Here is a 22379-nt window from a genome sequence, read left to right on the forward strand (position 1 = left end):
TGTCATCATGTCCCGATCTCTTTTTGGAACCGCGCGCTGTGGGCGGCTCTCCTATACACTGATTGTGCTTGCCATCCTGGCCGCGGATTTCCTCAAGACGCCGCTCGAAAACTATATCGGCGGTCTCCGCACAGACGCCATGCAGCGCCTCGTCGCCGACGTCGAGCCAGACGACGCGACCGCTGTTGCTGCAACCGGGCCAGGCGCGATGCAGCAAATGGCGCAGGACATGAACCTTCACCTTGAGAAGGAATACGCCAGGCGAATGCAGGAATATCAGGCTCACAAGGCTGCGTTTCCCGATTCCGACCGTGCTCCGCCAAAGAAGCTGGACATGGCCGTAGCGCAGGAATGGGCTTTGCGGCAGCCGGGGCTGGCCATGATCCCGAACCAGAACCAGCTTCAGCAGGGGATGGCCCTGTCCGCAGGAATGAACACGCTCAATTCCGTTTATGTAACAGCCATCGGCCTGATAGGCCTGGCCTCGATGCTGGCGATTGCCTGGGTTGTTCTGGCCCGGGTGCGTGACATCGGCTGGCCTGCCTGGACGGGGCTTGGCATCCTCGGCGTGTTCCTGATCAAGATCTGGACGTTGCAGGCCGTTCCCTATGTCGTCTCGATGGCGCTGCAGGTGCTTTTCCTGGCGCTGCTCACGGGCCTCGCCCTTGTCCCGGCCAGCTTTGACTTCCGTCGCAAGCCGCAGCCTGTGGAGGCGCCGATGCCTTCGCACGACCGGACCCCGGTCCGCGCGGCGGGCCGGGCGCAGTTTGGCCGCAGGGCGCGTTGAGGTTTTACCGCTCAGCTTGCGCCGTGGCTTTTGATTTGCTCGGCAAACGTCTATAAGCCGCTCGAACCGTGCCGCTTGCGAGGCTGCGGGACGCGCGCACCCGCGTCCCGGCCACAATGGCCGCGGACCACCCTGTCGGAATCCGGACCCGCTATCATGTCGACTGGCCAAGCAAAGTTAACCCACCCCATCCTCATCGGCATCGTCGGCGCGGCGCAGGGCCTCCGCGGCGAAGTACGGGTCAAGCCGTTCACCGAGGACCCGATGGCGATCGCCGAATACGGCGCGCTCTATACCGAGGATGGCCGCCGGTTCGAGATCCTCGATCACCGCTTCGCCAAGACCGTCGTGGTGGTGCGGTTCCGCGGCGTCAACGACCGCAATGCGGCGGAGGCGCTGAAGGGGCTGAGCCTCTTCATTGACCGATCCAGCCTCGACGACGAGGAGCTGGAAGAGGGCGAATATTTCCATGCCGATCTCGAGGGGCTGGAAGCCTGGGACGCCGACGGGCGGTTCTGGGGCACGGTGTCGGGCGTGCTCGATTTCGGCGGCGGCGACCTTCTGGAGCTGCGCGACGAGGGCAGGAAGCCGGTGGTGATCCCGTTCACGCTGGCAGCCGTGCCGAATGTCGATCTTGAAGCCGGCCGGATCCTGGTCGATCCGCTGGCGGCGGGCCTGATCGACACCGGCGAAGACGATGGCCCGGAAGACGAAGGCGGCGAGGACGGCCAAGGGGATCGCAAGTGAGCTTCCACGCCACCGTGCTGACGCTCTACCCGGAGATGTTTCCGGGCCATCTCGGCCATTCGTTGGCCGGCCGGGCGCTGGAGCGCGGCGATGCCGGGATCGAAGCAGTCAATATCCGCGACCATGCCACCGGCAGGCACCGCAATGTCGATGACACGCCGGCGGGCGGCGGTGCAGGAATGGTGCTCAGGCCCGATGTGCTGGCGCGCGCCATCGATGCGGTCAGTCCCGAGGGCGACCCGCGGCCGCGATTGCTGATGAGCCCGCGCGGGCGTCCGCTGACCCAGGCGCGGGTGCGCGAACTGGCCGAGGGACCGGGCGCGGTAATCGTCTGCGGCCGCTTCGAGGGCGTCGACCAGCGGGTGATCGAGGCGCGAAACCTCGAGGAGATCTCGATCGGCGATTACGTTTTGTCGGGCGGCGAACCCGCGGCGCTGATCCTGCTCGACGCGGTGATCCGGGTGCTGCCGGGCGTCATGGGCAATGCCCAGTCCGGCACGCATGAAAGCTTCGAGACCGGGCTGCTCGAGCATCCGCACTACACAAGGCCGCAGGTGTTCGAGGGCCGCGAGATCCCGGCGGTGCTGACCTCGGGCAATCACAAGGCGGTCGAGGAGTGGCGGCAGGCGCAGTCGCTGGAGCTGACGCGCGAACGGCGCCCGGACCTGCTCGGCCCGAAGGACTGAGCAGCAGGACTGAATCAGAGATCAGCTGCTGAAGTAATACCAGCTCAACAGCAGGCCAACAGCCACCACCACGCCCCGGATCACAGCCTGCGGCACGCGCCGCGCCGCCCAGACGCCGGCATGGCCGCCCAGCGCGCCGGCCGGGATCATGATCACCGCCGGCAGCCAGGCAACGACGCCGCCGGTCGAAAACACCAGGATGGCGACGAAGGCGATGACCACGGCGATGACATTTTTCAGCGCATTGAGCTTGTGGTAGTCGCCGCCCTTGGTCACGCCGAGCACCGCCAGCATCATGATGCCCATGCCGGCCCCGAAGAACCCGCCATAGATCGAGGTGACGAACTGGCCGAGCATGCCCAGACCGGTGATGGGCTGTTCGGCGTGCAGGCGCTTGGGGCGCAGATAGGGGCCCAGCGCAAAGATGATGGTGGCGCCGAGCAACAACCACGGCACCAGCGAGCGGAACGAGGGGTTGGACATCGACACCAGGATCAGCGCGCCGGCGAGGCTGCCCACCAGCGACAGGCCCAGCAGCACCCAGACCTCGCGACCGGCCTCGCGGATTTCTTTGCGATAGGCCAGCGCAGAGGTGACGTATCCGGGAAACTGGGTCACCGAGGAGGTGGCGTTGGCCATGATCGGCGGCACGCCGGCGAGCGTCATGGCGCCGAAGGTCAGGAAGGTGCCGCCGCCGGCGATGGCATTGACAACGCTTGACAGAAAGCCGGCGGAAAACAGAAGGACGATATCGAAAAGGGACATGGCGCGCCGGATTGCTTGAAGACGGAAAGCTGCTTAGAGCATCTGGATGCGGTGCGTTCAAGTGCGCGACGGCCTTGCCGCCAGCGCCCGATGGTCATCGGAGGTGACCGCATCCGGGTCGATTGCGGTCTTGGGCGGACCATAGGTGCGGGCGCCCGGCGGGGGGGCGGCAAAGGGCTTGAACAAAATCGCGGCCCGGGGCGTGACAAAACAGTACCGATGGTGTATCTGCCCCGCGATCGGCAAAGTCCGACAGCCGTGTGAACAACGGCGCCTGCCAAACAATGAATGGTGAACCCGCTCCTGCCATCACCGGCATAGCCACCAGGATGATCCCGGAAAACGGGACATGCCAGGATGGCGAGTTGAGAGCGCTCTGACCGTTTGAGAAGAACGAAAGGTCAAGGACCATGAACATTATTGCACAGCTGGAGGCCGAACAGGCCGCCAAGATCGAAGCTTCCCGCAAGTTTCCCGAATTCTCCGCCGGTGACACCCTGCGCGTCCAGGTGCGCGTGACGGAAGGCAAGCGGACCCGTCTGCAGGCTTTCGAAGGCGTCTGCATCGCCCGCGCCGGCGCCGGCCTGAACGAAAGCTTCACCGTTCGCAAGATCTCCTACGGCGAAGGCGTGGAACGCGTGTTCCCGATCTACTCGCCGCTGGTCGAAGCCGTCGAAGTGGTCCGCCGCGGTCGCGTTCGCCGCGCCAAGCTCTATTACATGCGCGATCGTCGCGGCAAGTCGGCTCGTATCGTCGAGAACACCGGCACCCGCGCCCGCAAGCTCAACGACGCCGAGCGCCAGGCAGTGGCCGAGGAGAAGGCACGCGTTGAGGCCGAGAAGGTCGCAGCAGCACAGGCTCTGGCCGCCGAAAAGGCAGCAGCAGAGGCCGCTGAAGCCGCAGCCGCAAAGGCAGCAGCCGACGAAGCTGCAGCCGCCGCAGCAGCTGCACCGGCCGAAGAAGCCAAGGGCGAATAAGCCGCTCGATCACGATTTGACGATCCTCAGGGATCGGAAGAAAAGCGCCGGGAAACCGGCGCTTTTTTGCGTTCAGGGCCCGGCCTTCATTGTGGCGCCGCCTTGGTCTTGCCGCGTCGGCTGACCGGGAAGACCGCAAACCGTTCAAAACAGAGGGTCCGGATTAATCCTCTGCTAATCCGGATCTGCGACACTTTACGCTCACGTAAACGCGCATTTGCACGGGGCCGGATCCGGATGACGATTTCTTCGATGATGAACACTGCACTGACCGGCATGCGCACCGAGCAGAACCGCATGACGGCTGCGGCCGGCAACATTGCAAATTCCGGCCCCGGTGCGGCAACCGAAACCGACGCCGAGATCGATCTCGCCGACCAGATGTTCGAGCTGATGTCGGCTGAAACCAACTACAAGGCCAACGCCCTGGTGCTCGAAGCCGGCGCCGACCTTTGGGACGTGCTGATGACCGTCAAGCGGGATTGAGGCGGAGAATTCCGAACCGTTGACCGTTTCGCGACGTGGAGCAGGTCGACTATCGACGGCTGGCGTGCCTGAAATGCTAGTTCCGGAACAATTGCAACATGGTGTCGGAGGTCGCATTGGCAATCGACAATGACTGGATCGCCAGTTGCTCCTGGGTTTGCAGGGCTTTCAGCCGGGTCGATGCCTCGTTCATGTCGGCATCGACAAGTCTTCCGATGCCTCGGGCGGTCGCGCCTCGAAGGTCGGCCACGAAGTCCTGCTGAGTTGCGATTCGCTTGGACATCGCTCCCAGGCTAGCCGCCGCATCGATCATCTTCTCCTGCATTGCGTCGATGACGCTGACCATTTCCTCGACATCCTGGTCCGTCGTCGTGCTGGTCAGGATCATGTCTTCATGAATGGCATGGTTCTTTCCGCTGAGCAGCACCCATTCGGTGGCCGTGCCCAGGTTCCGCGCAAACTCGACATTGGTGAGAATGCCATTGTGGTAGTTTTCGTCGATCAGATGATTGGTGCCCAACGGATTGGACATGCCGTAGGAGAGCGTCTGGACCGAAACACTGCCGTCTGCCGAGCGGGTGAAACCGCCGACGATCTGCTTGTCGCCGTCGTCGCTGGCATCGATCCGGTGCAGCCAATTGCTGCCGGAAAAGGTGGATGACAACACGATCGAGTAAATCTGCTCCTTGAGCGCAGTGATTTCTTTGTTGATCTTCAACCGGTCGACGCCGGGTTCGCGCGCGGCAATCAGCTTGGCCTTGATTTCGCTGACCACATCGATTGATGCGCTCATCCCGGAATAGGCGACATCGACAGTGGCGGCACCCAGTCCCAACGCGTCCTGTATGGAAGACAGGGATTTGTCGTCCGAGCGCATGGTCGTCGCGATTGACCAGTAGGCGGCATTGTCAGCGGCAGACGCAACGCGATAGCCGCTTGAGACCTTGTTCTGTTCGAGGGCAAGATTGGCCGATATCGAGCGCAACACGCCGAGTGCGCCGATGGCTCCGGCATTGGTATGAAGGCTATGCATGGGGCGGGTTATTGCTGCTTCAACATGGTTAAGGAATGAGTGTTACTTGGGGCGGTTATGGTTAACAAATGGTTAATTGCATATTACATTTTCACCCTTCGAAACTGCCCCCCCTCCTTGAATTTCAAGTGCTTGACTGAAGCCAGAACGTTGCAATTCCATTCTCTCCTACCAAGGGAGAAAAAGCGGCGTCCAGACCCGCTTGGTTGCTGACGCAACAGGCCGGATAGGTGGCTTACAGCTCTTGCTGAGAGGTCCCGGATGCGGACACCAAACCCGCCGCTTGTACCGATCTCTCCCGCAAGGAAGGAGATTGTGGCCCACGCATTTCCTCCATCATCCCGGACCTGATCCGGGATCCAGCAGCGCTCGCTTCTGCGAGCGCAGGAGACTCGTCCGGAAACACAAAGAGCGGATACGTCTTTCGGCTCGCGGACGCTCGCCCGTCATGCCCTGTCCAGTCACAAAAATCTCCCCACTTTTTCCACACCCTCCGCCCCCGTGCCATACTCGTCGCGCTCCCGCTGCCGGATGGTTCGCGAACGTTTTCGACCAGGCGGGAGGAAGGCCTTTCGGGGTGTGCCGTAACGTGCGGCAGGCCGCGAAAGGAGGCGGATGCCATCGTGGCTCCGCTGGCGGGCGGTGTTCTCTCTGGAGCGCCGTGCAAAGCCAGCCACCGGGCCGGGACCGCGCTCCACATATGCCGCAAGGCGGGTGGGGCGACAGACCGGAACGGGCCTGTGGCGGACATGGAGGGTTTAGCCCTTCAGGGTCCGTGCCGGACCACGAAACCCATCTCCCGCGGTCTGTCCGGATCGCGGCCGGAGCAATCCGGGCGGGGATACATTCCCGGGAGTGCAAGGCGCTGCCTGTCGGATGCGGACACCATCCGGCGATGATCGGGCCGCGCGCGAGCTGCGCCACCCAATTTCTATCTTCCAGAGGCAAAGCCCGCGTGCGGCCCTCCGGACTTTCATTTCCCAAACTCCGGCGCTGAAGCGCGCGGAGGGTTCCGGCCTGAGCCAATCTCCCCCTTGCGGCACACCGAGCCGCATTGCAAAGTGGCGGCACGTGCTGCGCCGGTCAAACGGGCGCGCACCCCAAAATCAATCCCGAGACCTCATCAGGGAGAGTGTCATGTCGTTTCTCAAAATCGTTTCGGCCGCTGCGGCGGCAATCATCGGGCTGGGCTCAGCCAGCCTGCAGGCGCAGGAGCTGCCCGATCTCAGGGGTGAGACCGTGGTGGTGGTCACCGAGAACGCCTATCCGCCGCTGCAATTCATCGATCCAAAGACCGGCGAGCAGATCGGCTGGGAATATGACGCGATGAACGAGATCGCCAAGCGGCTGAACTTCAAGGTCGAGTACCAGAACACCTCCTGGGACGCGATGATCCAGTCGGTCTCGGACGGCCAGTACGAAATCGGCATGACCGGCATCTCGATCAAGGAAGAGCGCAAGGAGAAGGTGGATTTCTCCGATCCCTACATGCGCTCTGAAATGTTCATGCTGGTGCGCGGCGACGAGGACCGGTTCACCGATGCGGCCTCGTTCGCGGCCTTCGAAGCAGGGCTGGTCGGCGCGCAGCCCGGCACCACGCCGTTCTATGTCGCCGTCTACGACGTGCTCGACGGCAACGAGCAGAACCCGCGCATCAAGCTGATGGAGACCTTCGGCGCCACCGTGCAGGCGCTCAAGACCGGCGATGTCGACATGGTGCTCACCGACGGCGTTGCCGGCAAGGGCTATGTCGAAGCCTCGGACGGCGGCCTCAAACTGGTCGGCGGGCCGCTCGGCTCGGACGATTTCGGCTTCATCTTCCCCAAGGGCTCGGAGCTTGTCGGACCGATCAACGCGGCGGTCGCTGCGATGAAGGCCGACGGCTCCATCGATGCGCTCAACAAGAAGTGGTTCCTCGACTACAAGCTCGGCGGTTGAGCCAAACGATGCCGGTCAGCATGGACGTGGCAGGCGGCGGCCCGAGCGGGACGCCGTCTTGAACGCGGCCCCGAAATCCCAGGACAAGCCCGACTTTCCCTGGTGGCTGCTCGCCGCCGGCGGCATCGCGCTGTTCCTGGCGATCCAGATCGCGGTCAACGATCTCTACAGCCAGATCTTCGCAATCGTCTCCAAGGGCGTCTGGATCACCGTGTTCGTCACGCTTGTCGGCTTTGCGCTTGCCACCGGCTTCGGGCTCTTGCTGGCGGTGATGGGCCTGTCGCGGTCGCTGGTGCTCCGGCAGGTCGCGCGATTCTATGTCGAGATCATCCGCGGCATCCCGATCCTGGTGCTGTTGTTCTACATCGCCTTCGTGGGCGCGCCGGGTTTCGTGATTGCCTGGAACGCCCTGATGTCGCCGCTGATCGAGGCGGGACTGATCGGCGAGATGCTGGTGCGCGATGTCTCGCTGCTTTGGCGGGCAATCATCGCGCTGACGATCGGCTATTCCGCCTTCATCTCGGAGGTGTTCCGCGCCGGCATCCTGTCAGTCGAGACCGGGCAGATCGAAGCCGCCAAGGCGCTGGGGCTCAATCCGCTGCAGCGCTTCCGCCTGATCGTGCTGCCGCAGGCGATCCGGACCATCCTGCCGCCCTTGGGCAATGATTTCATCGCCATGATCAAGGATTCCTCGCTGGTCTCGGTGCTCGGCGTCGCCGATCTCACACAGATGGGCAAGGTCTATGCCTCCGGCTCGTTCCGGTTTTTCGAGACCTACTCGATCGTGGCCTATGTCTACCTGATGCTCACCGTCGGCCTGTCGCTGGCGTTGAGAGGGCTGGAGAAGCGGCTCCGACGCGCCGACGAGGAACGCTCGGGCGGGCGGGACTGAACCGCGACGCCGCTCTCCGAATTCTGCAACAGTCTGGGTGTGAAAAACCCGTCAGATCTTTGTGGGATTTCCTGCAAACTATTGAAAATGATTGGATTTCGGGAAAATCGCATGCGCGGTTTAGGACTTTGTTAGGGGCGGTGCAGGCAGGTTGTGCCGACCTCAATTCATGGATCTATGCGTGCTTTCAAAACTCACAGCCCGCAGCTTTACAGGCTGGTTTTTCCTGTTCGTCGCACTGCTTGCGCTCGGCACCGTCTTCTTCGGCCAGGCGCTGTGGTTCGCTGTTCCGGTGATCGCAGGCCAGGGCTGCGTCAGCGGCGGTTTCTGCGGCGAAATGGCCGCGGTGCTCGGCCTCTGGCTGCAGCCGTCGCTGCTGCTGGCGGCGGCCTTCGCCGGGGCGATTGCCTTCTGGCGCCGCGGCCTGGCGGTCGGATCGCGGCTGTGGACGCTGTTTCCGCTGGCGCTGCTTCTGCCCAACCTGCCGTCGCTGTTCATGCTCGGCAACCTCTGGGGCGTGGATCTCGCCACCGCGTTCCTGTTCTTTCCGCGCTGGAGCCTGTTCGAGCTGACGCCGCTGATGGCGCTCGGGGTGCTGTTGTGTTTCCAGGTCGAATACATGCCCGGCTTTGCCGGTTCGATCGCCCGCACCCGGCTCTACGACAGCATCCCGGTCGGCCTGATCTACATTATGAGCTGCCTCTGGATCGGCTCGGACCTCGCCCTGTCGCTGTCGCCGCATCTCGGGCTGCCGGTCGCGGTGGCTCAAGACATGCGCAATGTCCTGCATTTCCCGCTCTCCGTCGCCGGCGGCGAGGTGTTCGCGGGGCTTCCGCCCCACGGCGTGCGGCCGGATCTCGTGGTGCCGCTCGGCACCCTCGTCAACCTGGTGGTCTTTGCCGTGCTGGTATACGCGCTTGCGCTTGACGGCTCGGGCCGGCTGCGCCGCGCCGGCGCGCTGATCTTCATCGACAAGACCGCGGAGGACGACAAGCCGATGTTCCGCCCGATCCGCAAGTCAAGGGATTGAACCGCCGACCGGTCCCGATCTAGTCTGCGGGTGGAGACGGGGAACAACAATGGCCGAACGCAGCAATGCCGAACTCGAACAGGTCTACGCCGCGAAAACGCCGGACGAGCTGAGCGCTGCCTATGCGGCCTGGGCCGCGGGTTATGACCGGGATACGCTGGCCGCGGGCTACTGCCTGCCATTCCAGGTGCTTGCCTGGGTTTCGCGTTACGTCAGGCCGGATGCCGGGCCGCTGCTTGATGCCGGATGCGGTACCGGTCTGTCCGGGCCCTACCTGAAGGCATTGGGTTACGCCCGGATCGCCGGCCTCGATTTCTCCGAAGAGATGCTCGAGGTGGCCGGGTCACGCAACGCCTATGACGATCTGAAGCGGGCCACACTGGGCGAGGTGCTGCCCTGGGCGGACGATCATTTCGCCGCCTTCTTCTCCACCGGCGTCTTCACCGAGGGCCATGCGCCGGCCTCGAGCCTTGAAGAACTCTGCCGCATCACCCGGCCGGGCGGCATCGCCGTCTTCACGGTGCGGGACACGATTTTCCACAGTGGCGGATTTGGTTCCATAATCGAGGATCTGAGTGGACGCGGCATCTGGCGGCGGCTGGAGCAGAGCCCACCGTTCCGCGCCTTCGCGCTCGACGAGGCGGACGTGCTGGTCAGCACGCATGTGTTCGAAGTGCTGGCGTAGTCAGTCCGGGGACGAGGCGGGCTCGGTCCGCTTGATGTCGTCGGCAACCGCGGCCAGGATCCAGTCGCGGAACGCCTTGATCTTCGGGGTGTTGCGGCGGCTATGGGGATAGACGAGCCAGATGCCGATCTCGTCGCTGCAATGATGGTTGAAAGGCGCAACCAGCCGTCCCGAGGCGAGATCTTCGGCAAAATAGATGTGATTGAGGAGGGCGACGCCCTGGCCGGCCAGCGCCGCGTTGGCGCACAGGTCCTGCTCGATGTAGTTGTGCCGCTTATGAACTGACAGGTCGGGCGGCTTGAGCCCGGCACTGGCAAACCAGGTTTGCCAGGAGTCCTGCTGGGCGCCGATGATCGGCAGCCGCAACAGGTGTCTCGGCTCCGAGATCCCGCCAGCGCCTGCCGCCAGCGCCGGGCTGAGCATCGGCGCATAGGAAAAGTGGCCGAGCAGGTGGCATTCGTGCTCCGGCCAGGGGCCGACGCCCCAGCGAATCGAGATGTCGGCGGGATCGCGGCCAAAGTCGGTGATCTTGCTCACCCGAAGCAGCCGCACCGCGATCGCCGGATATTCGAGCTGGAAGCTGCCGAGATTGCGGGCCAGCCAGTGCGAGGCGAAGGTAGGCGAGGAATGGATCTCCAGCGTCTCGTTCGCCGCCTGGGCGCCGGCGAGCATGGCTTCATTCACGAGTTCAAGTGCCTTGCCGACATTGGGCAGCATGCGGTTTGCCGCATCGGTGTTGACGATCTGACGGGGTTGGCGGAGGAAAAGCTGCTCGCCGATGTGGTCCTCCAGCAGCCTGATCTGGTAGCTGACCGCGGTCTGGGTCATGCCCAGTTCTTCCGCCGCACGCGAGAAACTGCCGTGCCGGGCGACAGCCTCAAATACCCTCAGCGCGTTGAGCGGGACCTTCCTCGACAGTTTCATCGATAAGCTCTCTTTATAGGCCCAGACGGGAATTCCGTTGGAATGCCAACGGCCCGCCCGGCTATCTAGCCTCACAACAGATCAAAACGCCACACCATATCGGAGGGAAAGAGCGATGAGCGATCATGATCGCGCCTCGCAAGGCCGGCTCGCGCGGCTTTGCGGGATGGGAAAGCCGTGGCTGACCCTGTCGTGGTTGCCGGGGTGCGGCGCGGCGGTCCGCGCAGGCCCGCTCGATGACCGTATCAAACGGGATATCGGCATCGACGGCACGGGCCTTGACCCCGCGGCGCGGGTCGACCGGCGGGGCGATCATTACAGCCGCTTGCTCAGGCGGGGCTATCCGCTCGGATAAGCGGCTGTATCAGTCTGCCCGGCGGCCGAGAGCGGATCCGCAACGCAAAACAATTGCCCGAACCTGCTAAAATTGGTATGAGCCGGGCCATGGGATCGAAATTCAGATGTCTCGCGCCTCAAATCTTCGTGCTGCAGGACCACAAGCGCCTGCCGGCACGGTTTTTCGCGCGCATATCCGGGGCGCTGTCCGGACTCGGCGCCTGAGGCCCCTGCCTGTTCCGCTGCCTCTTGCGGCGGCAATCCGATCCATTTTGTTTGACCTTCCATACGGACCACCATCATGACCGCACCGCGCACACTCTACGACAAGATCTGGGACGACCACCTGGTCGATCAGCAGGAGGACGGCACCTGCCTGCTCTATATCGACCGCCATCTGGTTCACGAAGTGACCAGCCCGCAGGCATTCGAAGGTCTGAGGACCGCGCACCGCAAGGTCCGCGCGCCGGAGAAGACACTGGCCGTCGTTGATCACAACGTACCGACCTCGCCCGACCGCCACCAGGGAATCAAGAACGAGGAAAGCCGCATCCAGGTCGAGGCGCTGGCCACCAACTCGGCAGAGTTCGGCGTTGAATATTTCAACGAGAACGACAAGCGCCAGGGCATCGTCCACATCGTCGGCCCGGAGCAGGGCTTCACCCTGCCCGGCACCACCATTGTCTGCGGCGACAGCCACACCTCGACGCATGGCGCCTTCGGCGCGCTGGCGCACGGCATCGGCACCTCGGAGGTCGAGCATGTGCTCGCCACCCAGACGCTGATCCAGAAAAAAGCCAAGAACATGCTGGTCGAAGTCAATGGCGAGCTGCCCGAGGGCGTCACCGCCAAGGACATCATCCTCGCCATCATCGGCGAGATCGGTACTGCCGGCGGCACCGGCTATGTCATCGAATTCGCCGGCGAAGCGATCCGCGCCTTGTCGATGGAAGGCCGCATGACGGTCTGCAACATGACCATCGAGGGCGGCGCCCGTGCCGGGCTGATCGCGCCGGACGAGAAGACCTACGCCTATTTCAAGGACCGGCCGCGCGCGCCCAAGGGCAAGGCCTGGGACATGGCCGTCGAATACTGGAAGACGCTGCCGTCGGACGAGGGCGCGCATTACGACAAGATCGTCCGTCTCGACGCCGCAGCACTACCTCCGATCGTCTCCTGGGGCTCGTCGCCCGAGGACGTGATCTCGGTCACCGGTGTGGTGCCGAACCCCGACGACATCAAGGACGAGGCCAAGCGCACCTCGAAATGGCGGGCGCTCGACTACATGGGCCTGAAGCCCGGCACGAAGATCACCGACATCGCCGTTGACCGGGTGTTCATCGGCTCGTGTACCAATGGCCGGATCGAGGATCTGCGCGCCGCCGCCAAGGTGGTGGAAGGCAAGAAAGTGGCGTCCACCGTTTCGGCGATGATCGTTCCGGGCTCGGGCCTGGTCAAGGAACAGGCCGAGGCCGAGGGTCTGGACGTTATCTTCAAGGACGCCGGCTTCGACTGGCGCGAACCGGGGTGCTCGATGTGCCTGGCGATGAACGACGACCGGCTGAAGCCCGGCGAACGCTGCGCCTCGACGTCCAACCGCAACTTCGAAGGCCGCCAGGGCTTCAAGGGCCGCACCCACCTGGTTTCGCCGGCGATGGCCGCAGCCGCGGCAGTGGCCGGGCACTTCGTCGACATCCGGGAATGGAACTGATCGCTCCACATTGCCTTCAGGCTTGAAAACACAAGAACCCGCCGATCGCTCGGCGGGTTCTCCGGTCCTGGGGGCTTTGTTCTCGCCGTGTCAGCTCAGGTGCAGGTGCGCCTCGATGGCTGCGGCGATGAGGGCGTGGCGGGCCTTGCGCGGCGGCGCCTGGCCGTGGATCACCTCGTCGCAGGCCTGCTCGGCCTCGTGATAGCGGCTGCCGTGCGTGTGCGGCCAGTTCCGGTGCAGCAGCTTCTTCGCCTGCCGGGCGGTTTTCACCGTGCGGTGAAGCCCTGTCGCGGGGTCATCGATGGTGAGCGGCGTATTCCAGGCTGTTGATCGCATGATACTGCCTCCTTCGTCTTTCTGGAGACAGTGTCTGCCTATCCCGAAGCAACGTCACGCTGATCCCGATAAGCTGGTTAGGATGTGGTTGAGCGGACTTCCGGTCTGGCCCAGACCTGTGCCGTTACGGGACAAAAGCCGCGAATCGGGCTTCTGATGCTGGCATAATATTGCTGTTGAGCGGGCAAGCCGTGCGAGAAGCCCGCAGCCCATCGGCCCTGCGCGAGTCTGCCGTCACCCTGGACCGTAGCCCTAGGGACGGATCACGCAGACGCCGCTGCCGCCGCAGCCATTGCTGTTCTGATCGACAATGATAATCTTCGGCCCGGACCTGACGATCGTGCCGGAATTGGCGCTGCGGTCGCGCCTGATGCGGATCTTGAGCTCATCCTCGTCGCGGGAGAGCCTGGAAGCGGGTGAGCGCGGCAGACCCGGCTGCGTCGCGGCCGGCTTTTCGACCCGTGAGGACGAGCGGCGGTCGTTCTCATCGATGATGATGATGGTAACGTCGCGGTCCCTGAGCAGTTTCGACTTGCTGGCCGGGGGCAGGAGTTCGGTGGCCGATGCGGTGCCGCTCACGGCCAGCCCGATCAGCAGCGCAAGAGCCGCCCGGGCAGGCCTGCGGACGCTCGAGGGCGAAGAAAGCGTGGCGGTCATTGCGGTTTTTCCTTCTTGCAGGTTCAAGGGGCTCACAGGCTCAACGGGGTCGCGGGTTCGAGCGGTTCACGCCCCCTGATCGATCCCGTTGCGCCGGCTGGAGCCGCCGACCGGAGCCAATGTGGCAGCCAATCCTGGCAGCATTGTGCATGAGGCCGGAACGGGAGTCACGCGGGCCAAGCGGCAATCGCCGGTTAACGTTAAGATGCGCGGCTTGCCCGCCCGCCCGGGTGACGGCGTTGATCAGGTTTTCGGCAGGCTTGACCCGGACCGGAGTTTCGACGAAACATGCCGCCCATGGATACGCCCAAGAACATCGACATCTCGCTGTTGCGCCTCAATGACGCGCATCATTTCTCGCCGCTGCTGGCGGCTTACGTGCAGTCGCTGAAGCGTGGCGCGCCGCGCCGCCCGGATGATTTCTACGCCGAAACGCTGCTGCAGGACCGCGCCGCCCAGATTTTCGGCGCCCGGCTCGACGGCGAACTGGTCGGTTTCGCGATCTTCTACGATCTGCCGGATCCGGTGACGGGCATGCGGCTGGGCCAGGTCGACCATCTCTATGTCAGCCATCTGCACCGCAACATGGGCATCGCCCAGGCGATGATCGACATGCTGGCCGAGGAAGCCGACGCGCATGGCTGGTCGCGAATCATCCTCAACGCCCCGCGGCAGCCCGAAGAGGGCCGCAAGCTTTATGAAAAGCTCGCCACCAAGGCGGATTTTTCCAGCTGGGAACTGCGATTCGACCATTCGCGCTGACTGTTCTTGCGGTGCAAACGGAATTGTGCGGCCCGATCGCCGGGCGCAATGTGGCGCATTCTTGCCCTGTTAAGCATTTTGAATCGTTTGAAGCGGTATGGAAGGCCAAATCCGGGTTTTGCTTTCGACGAAAGGCGCGCCACTGAAGGCAATCCGGGCTTTGACGCGGTGCACATAAAGCACTAAAACCTCCGCACAGCCGCCGCGGATCGCCTCGCGGAAATGCGTGTGGCTCTCCTTGAGGGAAAGAAGGACAAGGTCCCTATGACCAATGTGACGCAGAACCGGCCGTTGTCGCCGCACCTGAGTATCTACAAACCGATTCCAACCATGGTGATGTCGATCGTGCACCGGATCACCGGCATGGCACTTTATGGCGGCACGCTGCTGGTTGCCTGGTGGCTGGTGGCCGCGGCCTCGGGCGAAGCCTATTTCGACTGGGTCAACGGCATCTTCGGCTCCATCCTCGGGCGGCTGGTGCTGTTCGGCTACACCTGGGCGCTGCTGCATCACATGCTGGGCGGCATCCGCCATTTCATCTGGGACACAGGCCGCGGATTCGACCCCAAGACCTCGACCAAGATGGCCTGGGCGACGATCGCCGCATCCAGCATCCTGACAATCCTGGTCTGGATCGCCGGCTACGCAACCCGTTTCTAGGAGCAAGAGAGACATGGATACCAACAAGATGCGTACGCCGCTCTCGAAGGTTCGCGGCCTCGGCTCGGCCAAGGAGGGCACCGACCATTTCTGGCGCCAGCGGCTGACGGCGGTGGCCAACGTGCCGCTGTTCCTGTTCTTCATCTTCTTCATCATCGCCTACAATGGAGAGCCCTACGCGGTGGTGGCCGCAGCACTTTCCAATCCGCTGGTGGCGGTGTTGATGGGCCTTATGGTGATTTCCGGCATCATTCACATGAAGCTCGGCATGCAGGTGGTCATCGAGGACTATATCCATGCCGAAGGCATGAAGGTGAGCCTGTTGATCCTCAACACATTCTTTTCGATCGCAATCGGCGCCGTGTCGGTTTTCGCGGTTCTCAAACTCGGCTTCGGAGGCTGACAGATCATGGTAATGACGTCGAGCGTCAACATTGGCGGACGCGCCTATTCGATTGTCGATCACGCCTATGACGTGGTCGTTGTGGGCGCCGGCGGCGCCGGACTGCGCGCCACGCTGGGCATGGCCGAGCAGGGCTTCCGCACCGCCTGCATCTCCAAGGTGTTCCCGACCCGGTCGCACACGGTCGCGGCACAGGGCGGCATCGCCGCATCGCTCACCAACATGACGCCCGATTCGTGGCAGTGGCACATGTATGACACGGTCAAGGGCTCGGACTGGCTCGGCGATGTCGACGCCATGCAGTACCTGACCATGGAAGCGCCGAAGGCGGTCTACGAACTCGAGCATTACGGCGTGCCGTTCTCGCGCACCGAGGATGGCCGGATCTACCAGCGGCCGTTCGGCGGCCACATGCAGAATTACGGCGAAGGCCCTCCGGTGCAGCGCACCTGTGCGGCCGCCGACCGCACCGGCCACGCCATCCTGCACACGCTTTACGGCCAGTCGCTCAGGAACAACGCAGAATTCTTCATCGAGTATTTCGCGCTCGACCTGCTGATGGAAGAAGACGGCCGCTGCACCGGCGTGGTGGCCTGGAACCTCGATGACGGCACCATTCACCGCTTCTCGGCGAAGATGGTGGTGCTGGCCACCGGTGGCTACGGCCGCGCCTATTTCTCGGCCACGTCGGCGCATACCTGCACCGGCGACGGCGGCGGCATGATTGCCCGCGCCGGGCTGCCGCTGCAGGACATGGAATTCGTGCAGTTCCACCCGACCGGGATCTACGGCGCTGGCTGCCTGATCACCGAGGGCGCGCGCGGCGAAGGCGGCTACCTGGTCAATTCCGAGGGCGAGCGCTTCATGGAGCGCTATGCGCCGTCGGCCAAGGACCTGGCCTCGCGCGACGTGGTTTCGCGCTGCATGACCATGGAAATCCGCGAGGGACGCGGCGTCGGCAAGGCCAAGGACCACATCTTCCTGCACCTCGATCACCTCGATCCGGCGGTGCTGCACGAGCGGCTTCCGGGGATCTCGGAAAGCGCCAAGATCTTCGCCGGCGTCGACGTGACCCGCGAGCCGATCCCGGTGCTGCCGACGGTGCACTACAACATGGGCGGCATTCCGACCAATTACTGGGGCGAGGTGCTGAACCCGACTTCGGACGATCCGGACAAGGTGACGCCGGGCCTGATGGCCGTCGGCGAAGCCGGCTGCGCGAGCGTCCACGGCGCCAACCGTCTGGGCTCCAACTCGCTGATCGACCTGGTGGTGTTCGGCCGTGCGGCAGCGATTCGCGCCGGCGAGGTGATCGACCGCACTTCTGCGATCCCGGCGGTCAACGAGGCCTCGTTTACGAAGATCATGACCCGCTTCGACGGCCTGCGCCATGCCAATGGCTCGACGCCGACGGCGGTGCTGCGCGAGAAGATGCAGCGCACCATGCAGGAAGACGCCGCCGTGTTCCGCACCCAGGAATCGCTCGAATCCGGCTGCAAGCGGATGAGCCAGATCTGGACGGAGCTTCCCGACGTGAAGGTCTCCGACCGTTCGCTGATCTGGAACTCGGATCTGATGGAAACGCTGGAGCTCGACAACCTGATGGCCAACGCCATCACCACGGTCTACGGCGCGGAAGCCCGCAAGGAAAGCCGCGGCAGCCATGCGCGCGAGGACTATGTCGACGGCCCGTTCGGCGGCCGCGACGACGTCAACTGGCGCAAGCACACGCTGGCCTGGGTGGACGAGAAGGGCAAGGTCAGGCTCGACTACCGTCCGGTCCACACCGAGCTGATCGCCGAGGGCATCGATCCGGCCAAGATCGCGCCCAAGGCCCGCGTGTACTAAGAGGGAACAGAGACAATGGTTGAACTCACACTCCCGAAGAATTCGCAGCCGAAGCCGGGCAAGACCTGGCCGAAGCCGCAAGGCGCGAAGAACACGCGCGAATTCAAGATCTACCGCTGGTCGCCCGATGACGGCGAGAACCCGCGCATCGACACGTTCCACATCGACACCGACGATTGCGGACCGATGGTGCTCGACGGCCTGCTGTGGATCAAGAACAAGATCGACGCGACGCTGACGCTGCGCCGGTCGTGCCGCGAGGGCATCTGCGGCTCCTGCGCGATGAACATCGACGGGACCAACACGCTTGCCTGCACCAAGGGTCTCGACGAGATCGACGGCGCGGTGAAGGTCTATCCGCTGCCGCACCTGCCGGTGGTCAAGGACCTGGTGCCGGACCTGACCAATTTCTACGCCCAGCACCGCTCGATCGAGCCCTGGCTGAAAACGGTGTCTCCGACGCCGGCGAAGGAATGGAAGCAGAGCCACGAGGACCGCGCCAAGCTCGACGGGCTCTACGAGTGCATTCTCTGCGCCTGCTGCTCGACCTCTTGCCCGAGCTACTGGTGGAACGGCGACCGCTATCTCGGCCCCGCCGTGCTGCTGCAGGCCTATCGCTGGCTGATCGACTCGAGAGACGAGGCCACCGGCGAGCGGCTCGACAATCTCGAGGATCCGTTCCGGCTCTACCGCTGCCACACCATCATGAACTGCGCGCAGACTTGCCCCAAGGGCCTGAACCCGGCCAAGGCGATCGCCGAAATCAAGAAGATGATGGTCGAACGCCGGGTGTAGGGGCTCGACGACCAGCATGAAGTCAGAAGGGGAGCGCATGCTCCCCTTTTTGGTTCCACCCGCGCTTGCCATTTGAGCCGCGGGGCCGGTCGTGCCGCCCGCAAATGAACCAGGGTCTGCCGCAAAACCTCCGTTTTCGCACCGCCCCACGGCCATGATTGCAATCGAGATTGCGCTCTCGGATTGTTTCAAGGGGTAACGTCATGACATCGCAATCTCCCTCGGCCCTGATTGGCGCGCTCAGAAGCCCGGGCGTCAAATTCTTCATCGTCGGGCTGATTGGCCTGTTCCTGCTGATCCCGGCCTCGATGGTCTGGGTGCTGGTGGCCGAACGGCAGGACCGGGCCAACAGCGCGCAAGCCGAGGTGGCAAAAAGCTGGGGCGGGGCGCAGACCCTCGGCGGCGTCATCATTTCGGTGCCCTACGAGGTGCAGCAAGAGGTGCAGACCGCCAAGGGCATTGTCGTCCAGCGGGTCGGCAGAACCGCGATCTTCCTGCCAGAAGAGATCAGCTACAGCGTCGGATCGAAATCGGACGAGCGCAAGCGCGGTATCTTCAGCGTGCCGGTCTATGATGCGTCGGTGAGCGTTTCGGGCCGGTTCAAACGCCCCGATCCGGAGGATCTGGGGCTTGACGCGGGCACCGACATCAATTGGTCCGAGGCGTCGCTTTCGGTGCCGGTCTCTGATCCGCGCGCCATCCGCGCCGGCGCGAAAATCGAGATCGATGGCCGGCCGCGGACCATCGAACCCGGCGCCGGGCTGCCGCACAGCGTGGCGCCCAAGGGCATCCATGTTGGCAAGCTGTTTGCGAGCGGGCCCACCGGTTTCAGCTTCCGTCTCGAATTCGGCCTGAAAGGCTCGACCTCGTTCTCGGTCATGCCCGGTGCGCGGACCACACGTGTCGAGATGGTCTCGGACTGGCCGCATCCGAGCTTCGGCGGCGCCTACCTGCCGGACAGTTCGGCGATTTCGAAGGATGGATTTGAAGCGGACTGGACGGTGCCGCACCTGGCGCTGTCGATGCCGCTGGCCTTCACCATCGGCCAGGCTGACGTCTCCACGATGTTCGGCAGCGAAACTCTCGGCGTGCGATTCTACCAGCCGGTCGATCACTACGCACTGGTGGAGCGCGCCATCAAATACGCGGTGCTGTTCATCGGCTCGATCTTTATCGCGGTGTTCGTGCTCGAAACCCGCTCCGGCCGGCCGGTGCACGGGGCGCAATATGCGCTGATGGGGCTGGCGCTGGTGCTGTTTTATGTGCTGCTGCTGGCGCTGGCCGAACATATCGGCTTCATGGCGGCTTACGGCACCGCGGCGGTGGCGACCACGGCGCTGGTCTCGACCTATTGCGCCAGATTGCTGGCGAGCCGTCTCAGGGGCGGCCTGATCGCGGGCCTGCTCGCAACCGTGTTCGGACTGCTGTTTCTGTTCCTGCAGATGGAAGATTTCGCCCTGCTGGCGGGCGCCATCTTCGCCTTCGTGGTGCTGGCGGTGGTGATGTTCTCCACCGCCTCGCTGGACTGGACGGGCCGGGGCAATGCCGCGCCGGAGGCAGCTTCCGATGGCGCGGCATAGGTCACGCGGGCTTTGCCCGTTTGCCTCAGCCCAGTGCCTGCGCCAGATCGGCGATCAGGTCACCCGCATCCTCTATGCCGACAGAGACGCGGATCAGGCTCGGCGGAATGCCGGTATGCGGCTCTATGGTGTGGCGGTGCTCGACCAGGCTTTCGACGCCGCCCAGCGAGGTGGCGCGGTGAAACAGCTTGAGCTTGCCGACGACAGCGAGCGCCTCCCTGGCGCCGCCCTCGACCAGGAATGAGAAGAGGCAACCAAAGCCGCCCTGCATCTGCCGGGCGGCGATGTCATGGCCGGGGTGGCTTGCAAGCCCCGGATAATAGACGTCGGTAACCTTCGGGTGCTTGCCCAGATATTCGGCGATGGTTAGCGCCGAGCGGCTCATGCGCTCCATCCTGAGCGGCAGGGTGCGCATGCCGCGCACCAAGAGCCACGCCTCGAACGGTCCGATGACGGCGCCGGCGTCGTGGCGGTCGGCCTTGATGTCGGTCCAGATCTTCGCGGAGGGCGACGCGGTGGCGAGCACGCCGGCGAGCACGTCGGAATGGCCGTTGATGCCCTTGGTGGCCGAATGCATGACGATGTCGGCGCCGTGCTCGAGCGGGCGCTGCAGCACCGGCGTGGCGGCGGTGGAATCGACCGCCAGCAGGCCGCCCGCCGCGTGGGCGCATTTCGCTGCATGGGCGATGTCGACTGTTTTCAGCCAGGGGTTGGACGGGGTCTCGATGAACACCAGGGCGGGCTTGTGGGCGGCGCAGGCCTGTTCGAGCGCTGCCGCATCGGATGCATCAACCTCGTGCAGGGCGATCTCGCGGCGGGCGGAGAAATCCCGCAGCCACTTGGTGGTGCCCCAGTAGATGCCCGACTGCACCACCACCGTGGCGCCGTTCGGCAGGGTGCGGAACAGGGCGGCGATGGCCGCCATGCCGGAGGGGAACAGCAGCGCTTCCTCGGCACCTTCCAGCCGCGCCAGCACGTCCTCGGCAATGCGGACGATGTCGGAATTGTCGCGCGAGTAGATGTTGGCGGGATTGACCAGCGCATAGTCCTCGTCGCGGACGAAGGTGGTCGAGGGCTGCATCGGCGGCACCACGCCGCCCGAGGGCCAGTCGATGACACCGCCGGCCTGGGCCGCGATGGTGGAGGGCTTGAGATCGTTGGGGAGGCTCATGTGAACTCGGTCTTTCCCTGGCGGTCTGGCCAGATTTCGCAAGCGCGGGCGCGCGCTTTCAAGCAAACGTGTCTATGCAGTCCCGTGGCGAATTTCAACGGCCCCTTTTGACGACCCGGTCCCGTGACCGTGTGCGCGGCAGCCTCAGTCCTGATTGACGGTGATGACGACGTTTCCCATCCGGGCGGGATCCTTGAAAAAGGCATGGGCATCGGCTGCCTGGTCGAGCGGAAAGCGGCCGCCGACATGGGGCTTGAACTGTCCCTTCTCAGCCAAAGCGGCCAGGAAGCGCAGGTCTTCCGCGGGCTCGGCGGCATAGCCGCCCATCGCCTTGCGGCCACCTGTCTTGCGGGCGAGAAGGGTACCGAGCAGTTGCCACAGGTCGGCGGAGACCAGCAGCAGGCGGCCGCCGGGCTTCAGCGCAGGGCCGTATTTCGTATAGGTCGCGGTGCCGCTGGTGTCGAGAATGATGTCGTAGGCGTCGCTTGCGGCAGCCGGATCCTCGCGTCTGTAGTCGATCACCGCATCGGCGCCGAGCGAACGGACCATGTCGAGTTTTCCCGTCGAGGCCACGCCCGTGACATGGGCGCCGAAATGCCTGGCGACCTGCACCGCGGCACTGCCGACCCCGCCGGCGGCGCCGATGATCAGCACGCTGTCGCCGGGCTTGATCCCGGCCAGGCTGCGCAGGAAGTGGAGGGCCGTCGACCCGCCAAAAGGCAGTGCGACAGCTTCATCAAGTTTGAGATTGGCGGGCGCCTGGACGATGGCCCCGTCTTCGCCAATGACGGCGTATTCGGCATAGCCGCCCATGGCAGCGCCGGGATAGGCAACGACGCGGTCGCCCGGCTTGAAGCGGGTGACGCCTTCGCCCACTGCCTCGACGAGGCCTGAAAATTCGGTGCCGAGCACGCGGCGCCGGGGACCGAACACGCCGAAGACCAGACGTCCGACCAACTTGAAACCCGGCGGCATGTCGAGGCTTCGGGCACGGTAATCGCCCGCGGTCACGCTGGTAGCGTGGATCTTGACCAGAACCTCGCCCGCCTTCGGCACTGGCCTAGGCAGGTCGACGGATCCGAGCACCTCCGGGGGGCCGTAATTGGAATAGGCAATCGCTTTCATGATGTTTTCTCCAGTTCGTATGATCCTCATACCTATGCTTGCATG

24 protein-coding genes are annotated in these 22379 nt (G+C 64.0%); 17 read left to right on the forward strand and 7 right to left on the reverse strand.

The window, feature by feature from the left end; genetic code table 11:
• Positions 1–7 precede the first annotated feature (7 nt).
• The 3 genes from O4H62_RS12285 to trmD all read left to right on the forward strand — a co-directional run bounded on the left by O4H62_RS12285 (position 8) and on the right by trmD (position 2220).
• Positions 8–787 (forward strand): hypothetical protein, encoded by a 780-nt coding sequence (locus tag O4H62_RS12285; protein ID WP_269388162.1) that lies wholly within the window; start codon positions 8–10, stop codon positions 785–787.
• 156 nt (positions 788–943) lie between these two features.
• Entirely contained in the window at positions 944–1534 is a 591-nt protein-coding gene (gene rimM / locus O4H62_RS12290; protein WP_269388163.1) for a ribosome maturation factor RimM, read from the forward strand.
• Positions 1531–2220: a tRNA (guanosine(37)-N1)-methyltransferase TrmD gene (gene trmD, locus O4H62_RS12295; RefSeq protein WP_269388164.1), complete on the forward strand. Its 690-nt coding sequence runs from the start codon at positions 1531–1533 to the stop codon at positions 2218–2220. Before rimM ends, trmD begins: the two co-directional genes overlap by 4 nt.
• A 21-nt stretch (positions 2221–2241) precedes the next feature.
• Here the strand turns inward: trmD and O4H62_RS12300 are convergent, their stop codons facing one another.
• On the reverse strand, positions 2242–2985 hold the full coding sequence (locus O4H62_RS12300; protein WP_269388166.1) for a sulfite exporter TauE/SafE family protein: 744 nt from the start codon (positions 2983–2985) through the stop codon (positions 2242–2244).
• Positions 2986–3395: 410 nt separating this feature from the next.
• Between O4H62_RS12300 and rplS the strand changes: the two genes are divergently transcribed.
• Together rplS and O4H62_RS12310 are read left to right on the forward strand one after the other, a co-directional pair.
• Positions 3396–3962, forward strand: coding sequence for a 50S ribosomal protein L19 (rplS, locus tag O4H62_RS12305; protein ID WP_269388168.1), 567 nt, complete (start codon positions 3396–3398; stop codon positions 3960–3962).
• A 252-nt stretch (positions 3963–4214) separates the two neighbouring features.
• Positions 4215–4448 (forward strand): flagellar basal body rod protein, encoded by a 234-nt coding sequence (locus O4H62_RS12310; RefSeq protein WP_269388169.1) that lies wholly within the window; start codon positions 4215–4217, stop codon positions 4446–4448.
• A 76-nt stretch (positions 4449–4524) separates the two neighbouring features.
• Here O4H62_RS12310 and O4H62_RS12315 read toward each other — a convergent pair whose 3' ends face one another.
• The gene (locus tag O4H62_RS12315) at positions 4525–5481 is read right to left on the reverse strand and encodes a flagellin (protein ID WP_269388171.1); all 957 of its coding nucleotides are present in this window, start codon (positions 5479–5481) and stop codon (positions 4525–4527) included.
• Between the two features lie 1137 nt (positions 5482–6618).
• On the opposite strand from O4H62_RS12315, the gene O4H62_RS12320 reads away from it, so the two are divergent.
• The 4 genes from O4H62_RS12320 (at position 6619) to O4H62_RS12335 (ending at position 10026) form a co-directional block, all read left to right on the forward strand.
• On the forward strand, positions 6619–7419 hold the full coding sequence (locus tag O4H62_RS12320) for a transporter substrate-binding domain-containing protein (protein ID WP_269388173.1): 801 nt from the start codon (positions 6619–6621) through the stop codon (positions 7417–7419).
• A gap of 58 nt (positions 7420–7477) precedes the next feature.
• The gene (locus tag O4H62_RS12325; protein WP_269388175.1) at positions 7478–8311 is read left to right on the forward strand and encodes an amino acid ABC transporter permease; all 834 of its coding nucleotides are present in this window, start codon (positions 7478–7480) and stop codon (positions 8309–8311) included.
• A gap of 181 nt (positions 8312–8492) precedes the next feature.
• Entirely contained in the window at positions 8493–9341 is an 849-nt protein-coding gene (locus O4H62_RS12330) for a hypothetical protein (RefSeq protein WP_269388176.1), read from the forward strand.
• A gap of 49 nt (positions 9342–9390) precedes the next feature.
• Entirely contained in the window at positions 9391–10026 is a 636-nt protein-coding gene (locus O4H62_RS12335) for a class I SAM-dependent DNA methyltransferase (protein ID WP_269388177.1), read from the forward strand.
• Here O4H62_RS12335 and O4H62_RS12340 read toward each other — a convergent pair whose 3' ends face one another.
• Entirely contained in the window at positions 10027–10950 is a 924-nt protein-coding gene (locus O4H62_RS12340; RefSeq protein WP_269388179.1) for a LysR substrate-binding domain-containing protein, read from the reverse strand.
• Positions 10951–11065: 115 nt separating this feature from the next.
• Between O4H62_RS12340 and O4H62_RS12345 the strand changes: the two genes are divergently transcribed.
• Positions 11066–11305 carry a hypothetical protein gene (locus tag O4H62_RS12345; protein WP_269388181.1) on the forward strand — a complete coding sequence of 80 codons (240 nt, stop codon included), beginning with the start codon at positions 11066–11068 and terminating at the stop codon, positions 11303–11305.
• A gap of 282 nt (positions 11306–11587) precedes the next feature.
• Entirely contained in the window at positions 11588–12997 is a 1410-nt protein-coding gene (gene leuC, locus O4H62_RS12350) for a 3-isopropylmalate dehydratase large subunit (protein ID WP_269388183.1), read from the forward strand.
• Positions 12998–13087: 90 nt separating this feature from the next.
• On the opposite strand, the gene O4H62_RS12355 is transcribed toward leuC, so the two are convergent.
• Together O4H62_RS12355 and O4H62_RS12360 are read right to left on the reverse strand one after the other, a co-directional pair.
• Positions 13088–13333, reverse strand: a complete 246-nt coding sequence (locus tag O4H62_RS12355) for a DUF982 domain-containing protein (protein WP_269388186.1) — start codon at positions 13331–13333, stop codon at positions 13088–13090.
• Positions 13334–13585: 252 nt separating this feature from the next.
• The gene (locus O4H62_RS12360; protein ID WP_269388187.1) at positions 13586–13990 is read right to left on the reverse strand and encodes a hypothetical protein; all 405 of its coding nucleotides are present in this window, start codon (positions 13988–13990) and stop codon (positions 13586–13588) included.
• Positions 13991–14287: 297 nt separating this feature from the next.
• Between O4H62_RS12360 and O4H62_RS12365 the strand changes: the two genes are divergently transcribed.
• The 6 genes from O4H62_RS12365 to creD all read left to right on the forward strand — a co-directional run bounded on the left by O4H62_RS12365 (position 14288) and on the right by creD (position 20038).
• The gene (locus tag O4H62_RS12365; RefSeq protein WP_269388596.1) at positions 14288–14752 is read left to right on the forward strand and encodes a GNAT family N-acetyltransferase; all 465 of its coding nucleotides are present in this window, start codon (positions 14288–14290) and stop codon (positions 14750–14752) included.
• A 264-nt stretch (positions 14753–15016) separates the two neighbouring features.
• A complete protein-coding gene (gene sdhC / locus O4H62_RS12370) occupies positions 15017–15412 on the forward strand; it encodes a succinate dehydrogenase, cytochrome b556 subunit (RefSeq protein ID WP_269388189.1) in 396 nt (131 codons plus the stop codon).
• Positions 15413–15425: 13 nt separating this feature from the next.
• Entirely contained in the window at positions 15426–15815 is a 390-nt protein-coding gene (gene sdhD / locus O4H62_RS12375; protein ID WP_269388191.1) for a succinate dehydrogenase, hydrophobic membrane anchor protein, read from the forward strand.
• Positions 15816–15827: 12 nt separating this feature from the next.
• Positions 15828–17663: a succinate dehydrogenase flavoprotein subunit gene (sdhA, locus tag O4H62_RS12380; protein WP_269388598.1), complete on the forward strand. Its 1836-nt coding sequence runs from the start codon at positions 15828–15830 to the stop codon at positions 17661–17663.
• Between the two features lie 15 nt (positions 17664–17678).
• On the forward strand, positions 17679–18458 hold the full coding sequence (locus tag O4H62_RS12385) for a succinate dehydrogenase iron-sulfur subunit (RefSeq protein WP_269388193.1): 780 nt from the start codon (positions 17679–17681) through the stop codon (positions 18456–18458).
• Positions 18459–18661: 203 nt separating this feature from the next.
• Complete coding sequence (creD, locus tag O4H62_RS12390; RefSeq protein ID WP_269388195.1) at positions 18662–20038, forward strand: cell envelope integrity protein CreD; 1377 nt, start codon at positions 18662–18664, stop codon at positions 20036–20038.
• 25 nt (positions 20039–20063) lie between these two features.
• Here the strand turns inward: creD and O4H62_RS12395 are convergent, their stop codons facing one another.
• Both O4H62_RS12395 and O4H62_RS12400 read right to left on the reverse strand, forming a co-directional pair.
• The gene (locus O4H62_RS12395) at positions 20064–21209 is read right to left on the reverse strand and encodes a trans-sulfuration enzyme family protein (RefSeq protein WP_269388196.1); all 1146 of its coding nucleotides are present in this window, start codon (positions 21207–21209) and stop codon (positions 20064–20066) included.
• Between the two features lie 144 nt (positions 21210–21353).
• Positions 21354–22334 carry an NAD(P)-dependent alcohol dehydrogenase gene (locus O4H62_RS12400; protein WP_269388198.1) on the reverse strand — a complete coding sequence of 327 codons (981 nt, stop codon included), beginning with the start codon at positions 22332–22334 and terminating at the stop codon, positions 21354–21356.
• Positions 22335–22379: the final 45 nt, after the last annotated feature.

It is taken from the genome of Parahoeflea alexandrii, assembly GCF_027214025.1.
GTDB lineage: Bacteria > Pseudomonadota > Alphaproteobacteria > Rhizobiales > Rhizobiaceae > Hoeflea > Hoeflea alexandrii_A.

Coding starts and splice junctions, on each gene's coding strand:
- O4H62_RS12285 (WP_269388162.1), top strand. CDS start 8: ATGTCCCGATCTCTTTTTGGAACCGCGCGCTGTGGGCGGCTCTCCTAT.
- rimM (WP_269388163.1), top strand. CDS start 944: ATGTCGACTGGCCAAGCAAAGTTAACCCACCCCATCCTCATCGGCATC.
- O4H62_RS12300 (WP_269388166.1), bottom strand. CDS start 2,985: ATGTCCCTTTTCGATATCGTCCTTCTGTTTTCCGCCGGCTTTCTGTCA.
- rplS (WP_269388168.1), top strand. CDS start 3,396: ATGAACATTATTGCACAGCTGGAGGCCGAACAGGCCGCCAAGATCGAA.
- O4H62_RS12310 (WP_269388169.1), top strand. CDS start 4,215: ATGATGAACACTGCACTGACCGGCATGCGCACCGAGCAGAACCGCATG.
- O4H62_RS12315 (WP_269388171.1), bottom strand. CDS start 5,481: ATGCATAGCCTTCATACCAATGCCGGAGCCATCGGCGCACTCGGCGTG.
- O4H62_RS12320 (WP_269388173.1), top strand. CDS start 6,619: ATGTCGTTTCTCAAAATCGTTTCGGCCGCTGCGGCGGCAATCATCGGG.
- O4H62_RS12335 (WP_269388177.1), top strand. CDS start 9,391: ATGGCCGAACGCAGCAATGCCGAACTCGAACAGGTCTACGCCGCGAAA.
- O4H62_RS12340 (WP_269388179.1), bottom strand. CDS start 10,950: ATGAAACTGTCGAGGAAGGTCCCGCTCAACGCGCTGAGGGTATTTGAG.
- O4H62_RS12345 (WP_269388181.1), top strand. CDS start 11,066: ATGAGCGATCATGATCGCGCCTCGCAAGGCCGGCTCGCGCGGCTTTGC.
- leuC (WP_269388183.1), top strand. CDS start 11,588: ATGACCGCACCGCGCACACTCTACGACAAGATCTGGGACGACCACCTG.
- O4H62_RS12355 (WP_269388186.1), bottom strand. CDS start 13,333: ATGCGATCAACAGCCTGGAATACGCCGCTCACCATCGATGACCCCGCG.
- O4H62_RS12360 (WP_269388187.1), bottom strand. CDS start 13,990: ATGACCGCCACGCTTTCTTCGCCCTCGAGCGTCCGCAGGCCTGCCCGG.
- O4H62_RS12365 (WP_269388596.1), top strand. CDS start 14,288: ATGGATACGCCCAAGAACATCGACATCTCGCTGTTGCGCCTCAATGAC.
- sdhC (WP_269388189.1), top strand. CDS start 15,017: ATGACCAATGTGACGCAGAACCGGCCGTTGTCGCCGCACCTGAGTATC.
- sdhD (WP_269388191.1), top strand. CDS start 15,426: ATGGATACCAACAAGATGCGTACGCCGCTCTCGAAGGTTCGCGGCCTC.
- sdhA (WP_269388598.1), top strand. CDS start 15,828: ATGACGTCGAGCGTCAACATTGGCGGACGCGCCTATTCGATTGTCGAT.
- O4H62_RS12385 (WP_269388193.1), top strand. CDS start 17,679: ATGGTTGAACTCACACTCCCGAAGAATTCGCAGCCGAAGCCGGGCAAG.
- creD (WP_269388195.1), top strand. CDS start 18,662: ATGACATCGCAATCTCCCTCGGCCCTGATTGGCGCGCTCAGAAGCCCG.
- O4H62_RS12395 (WP_269388196.1), bottom strand. CDS start 21,209: ATGAGCCTCCCCAACGATCTCAAGCCCTCCACCATCGCGGCCCAGGCC.
- O4H62_RS12400 (WP_269388198.1), bottom strand. CDS start 22,334: ATGAAAGCGATTGCCTATTCCAATTACGGCCCCCCGGAGGTGCTCGGA.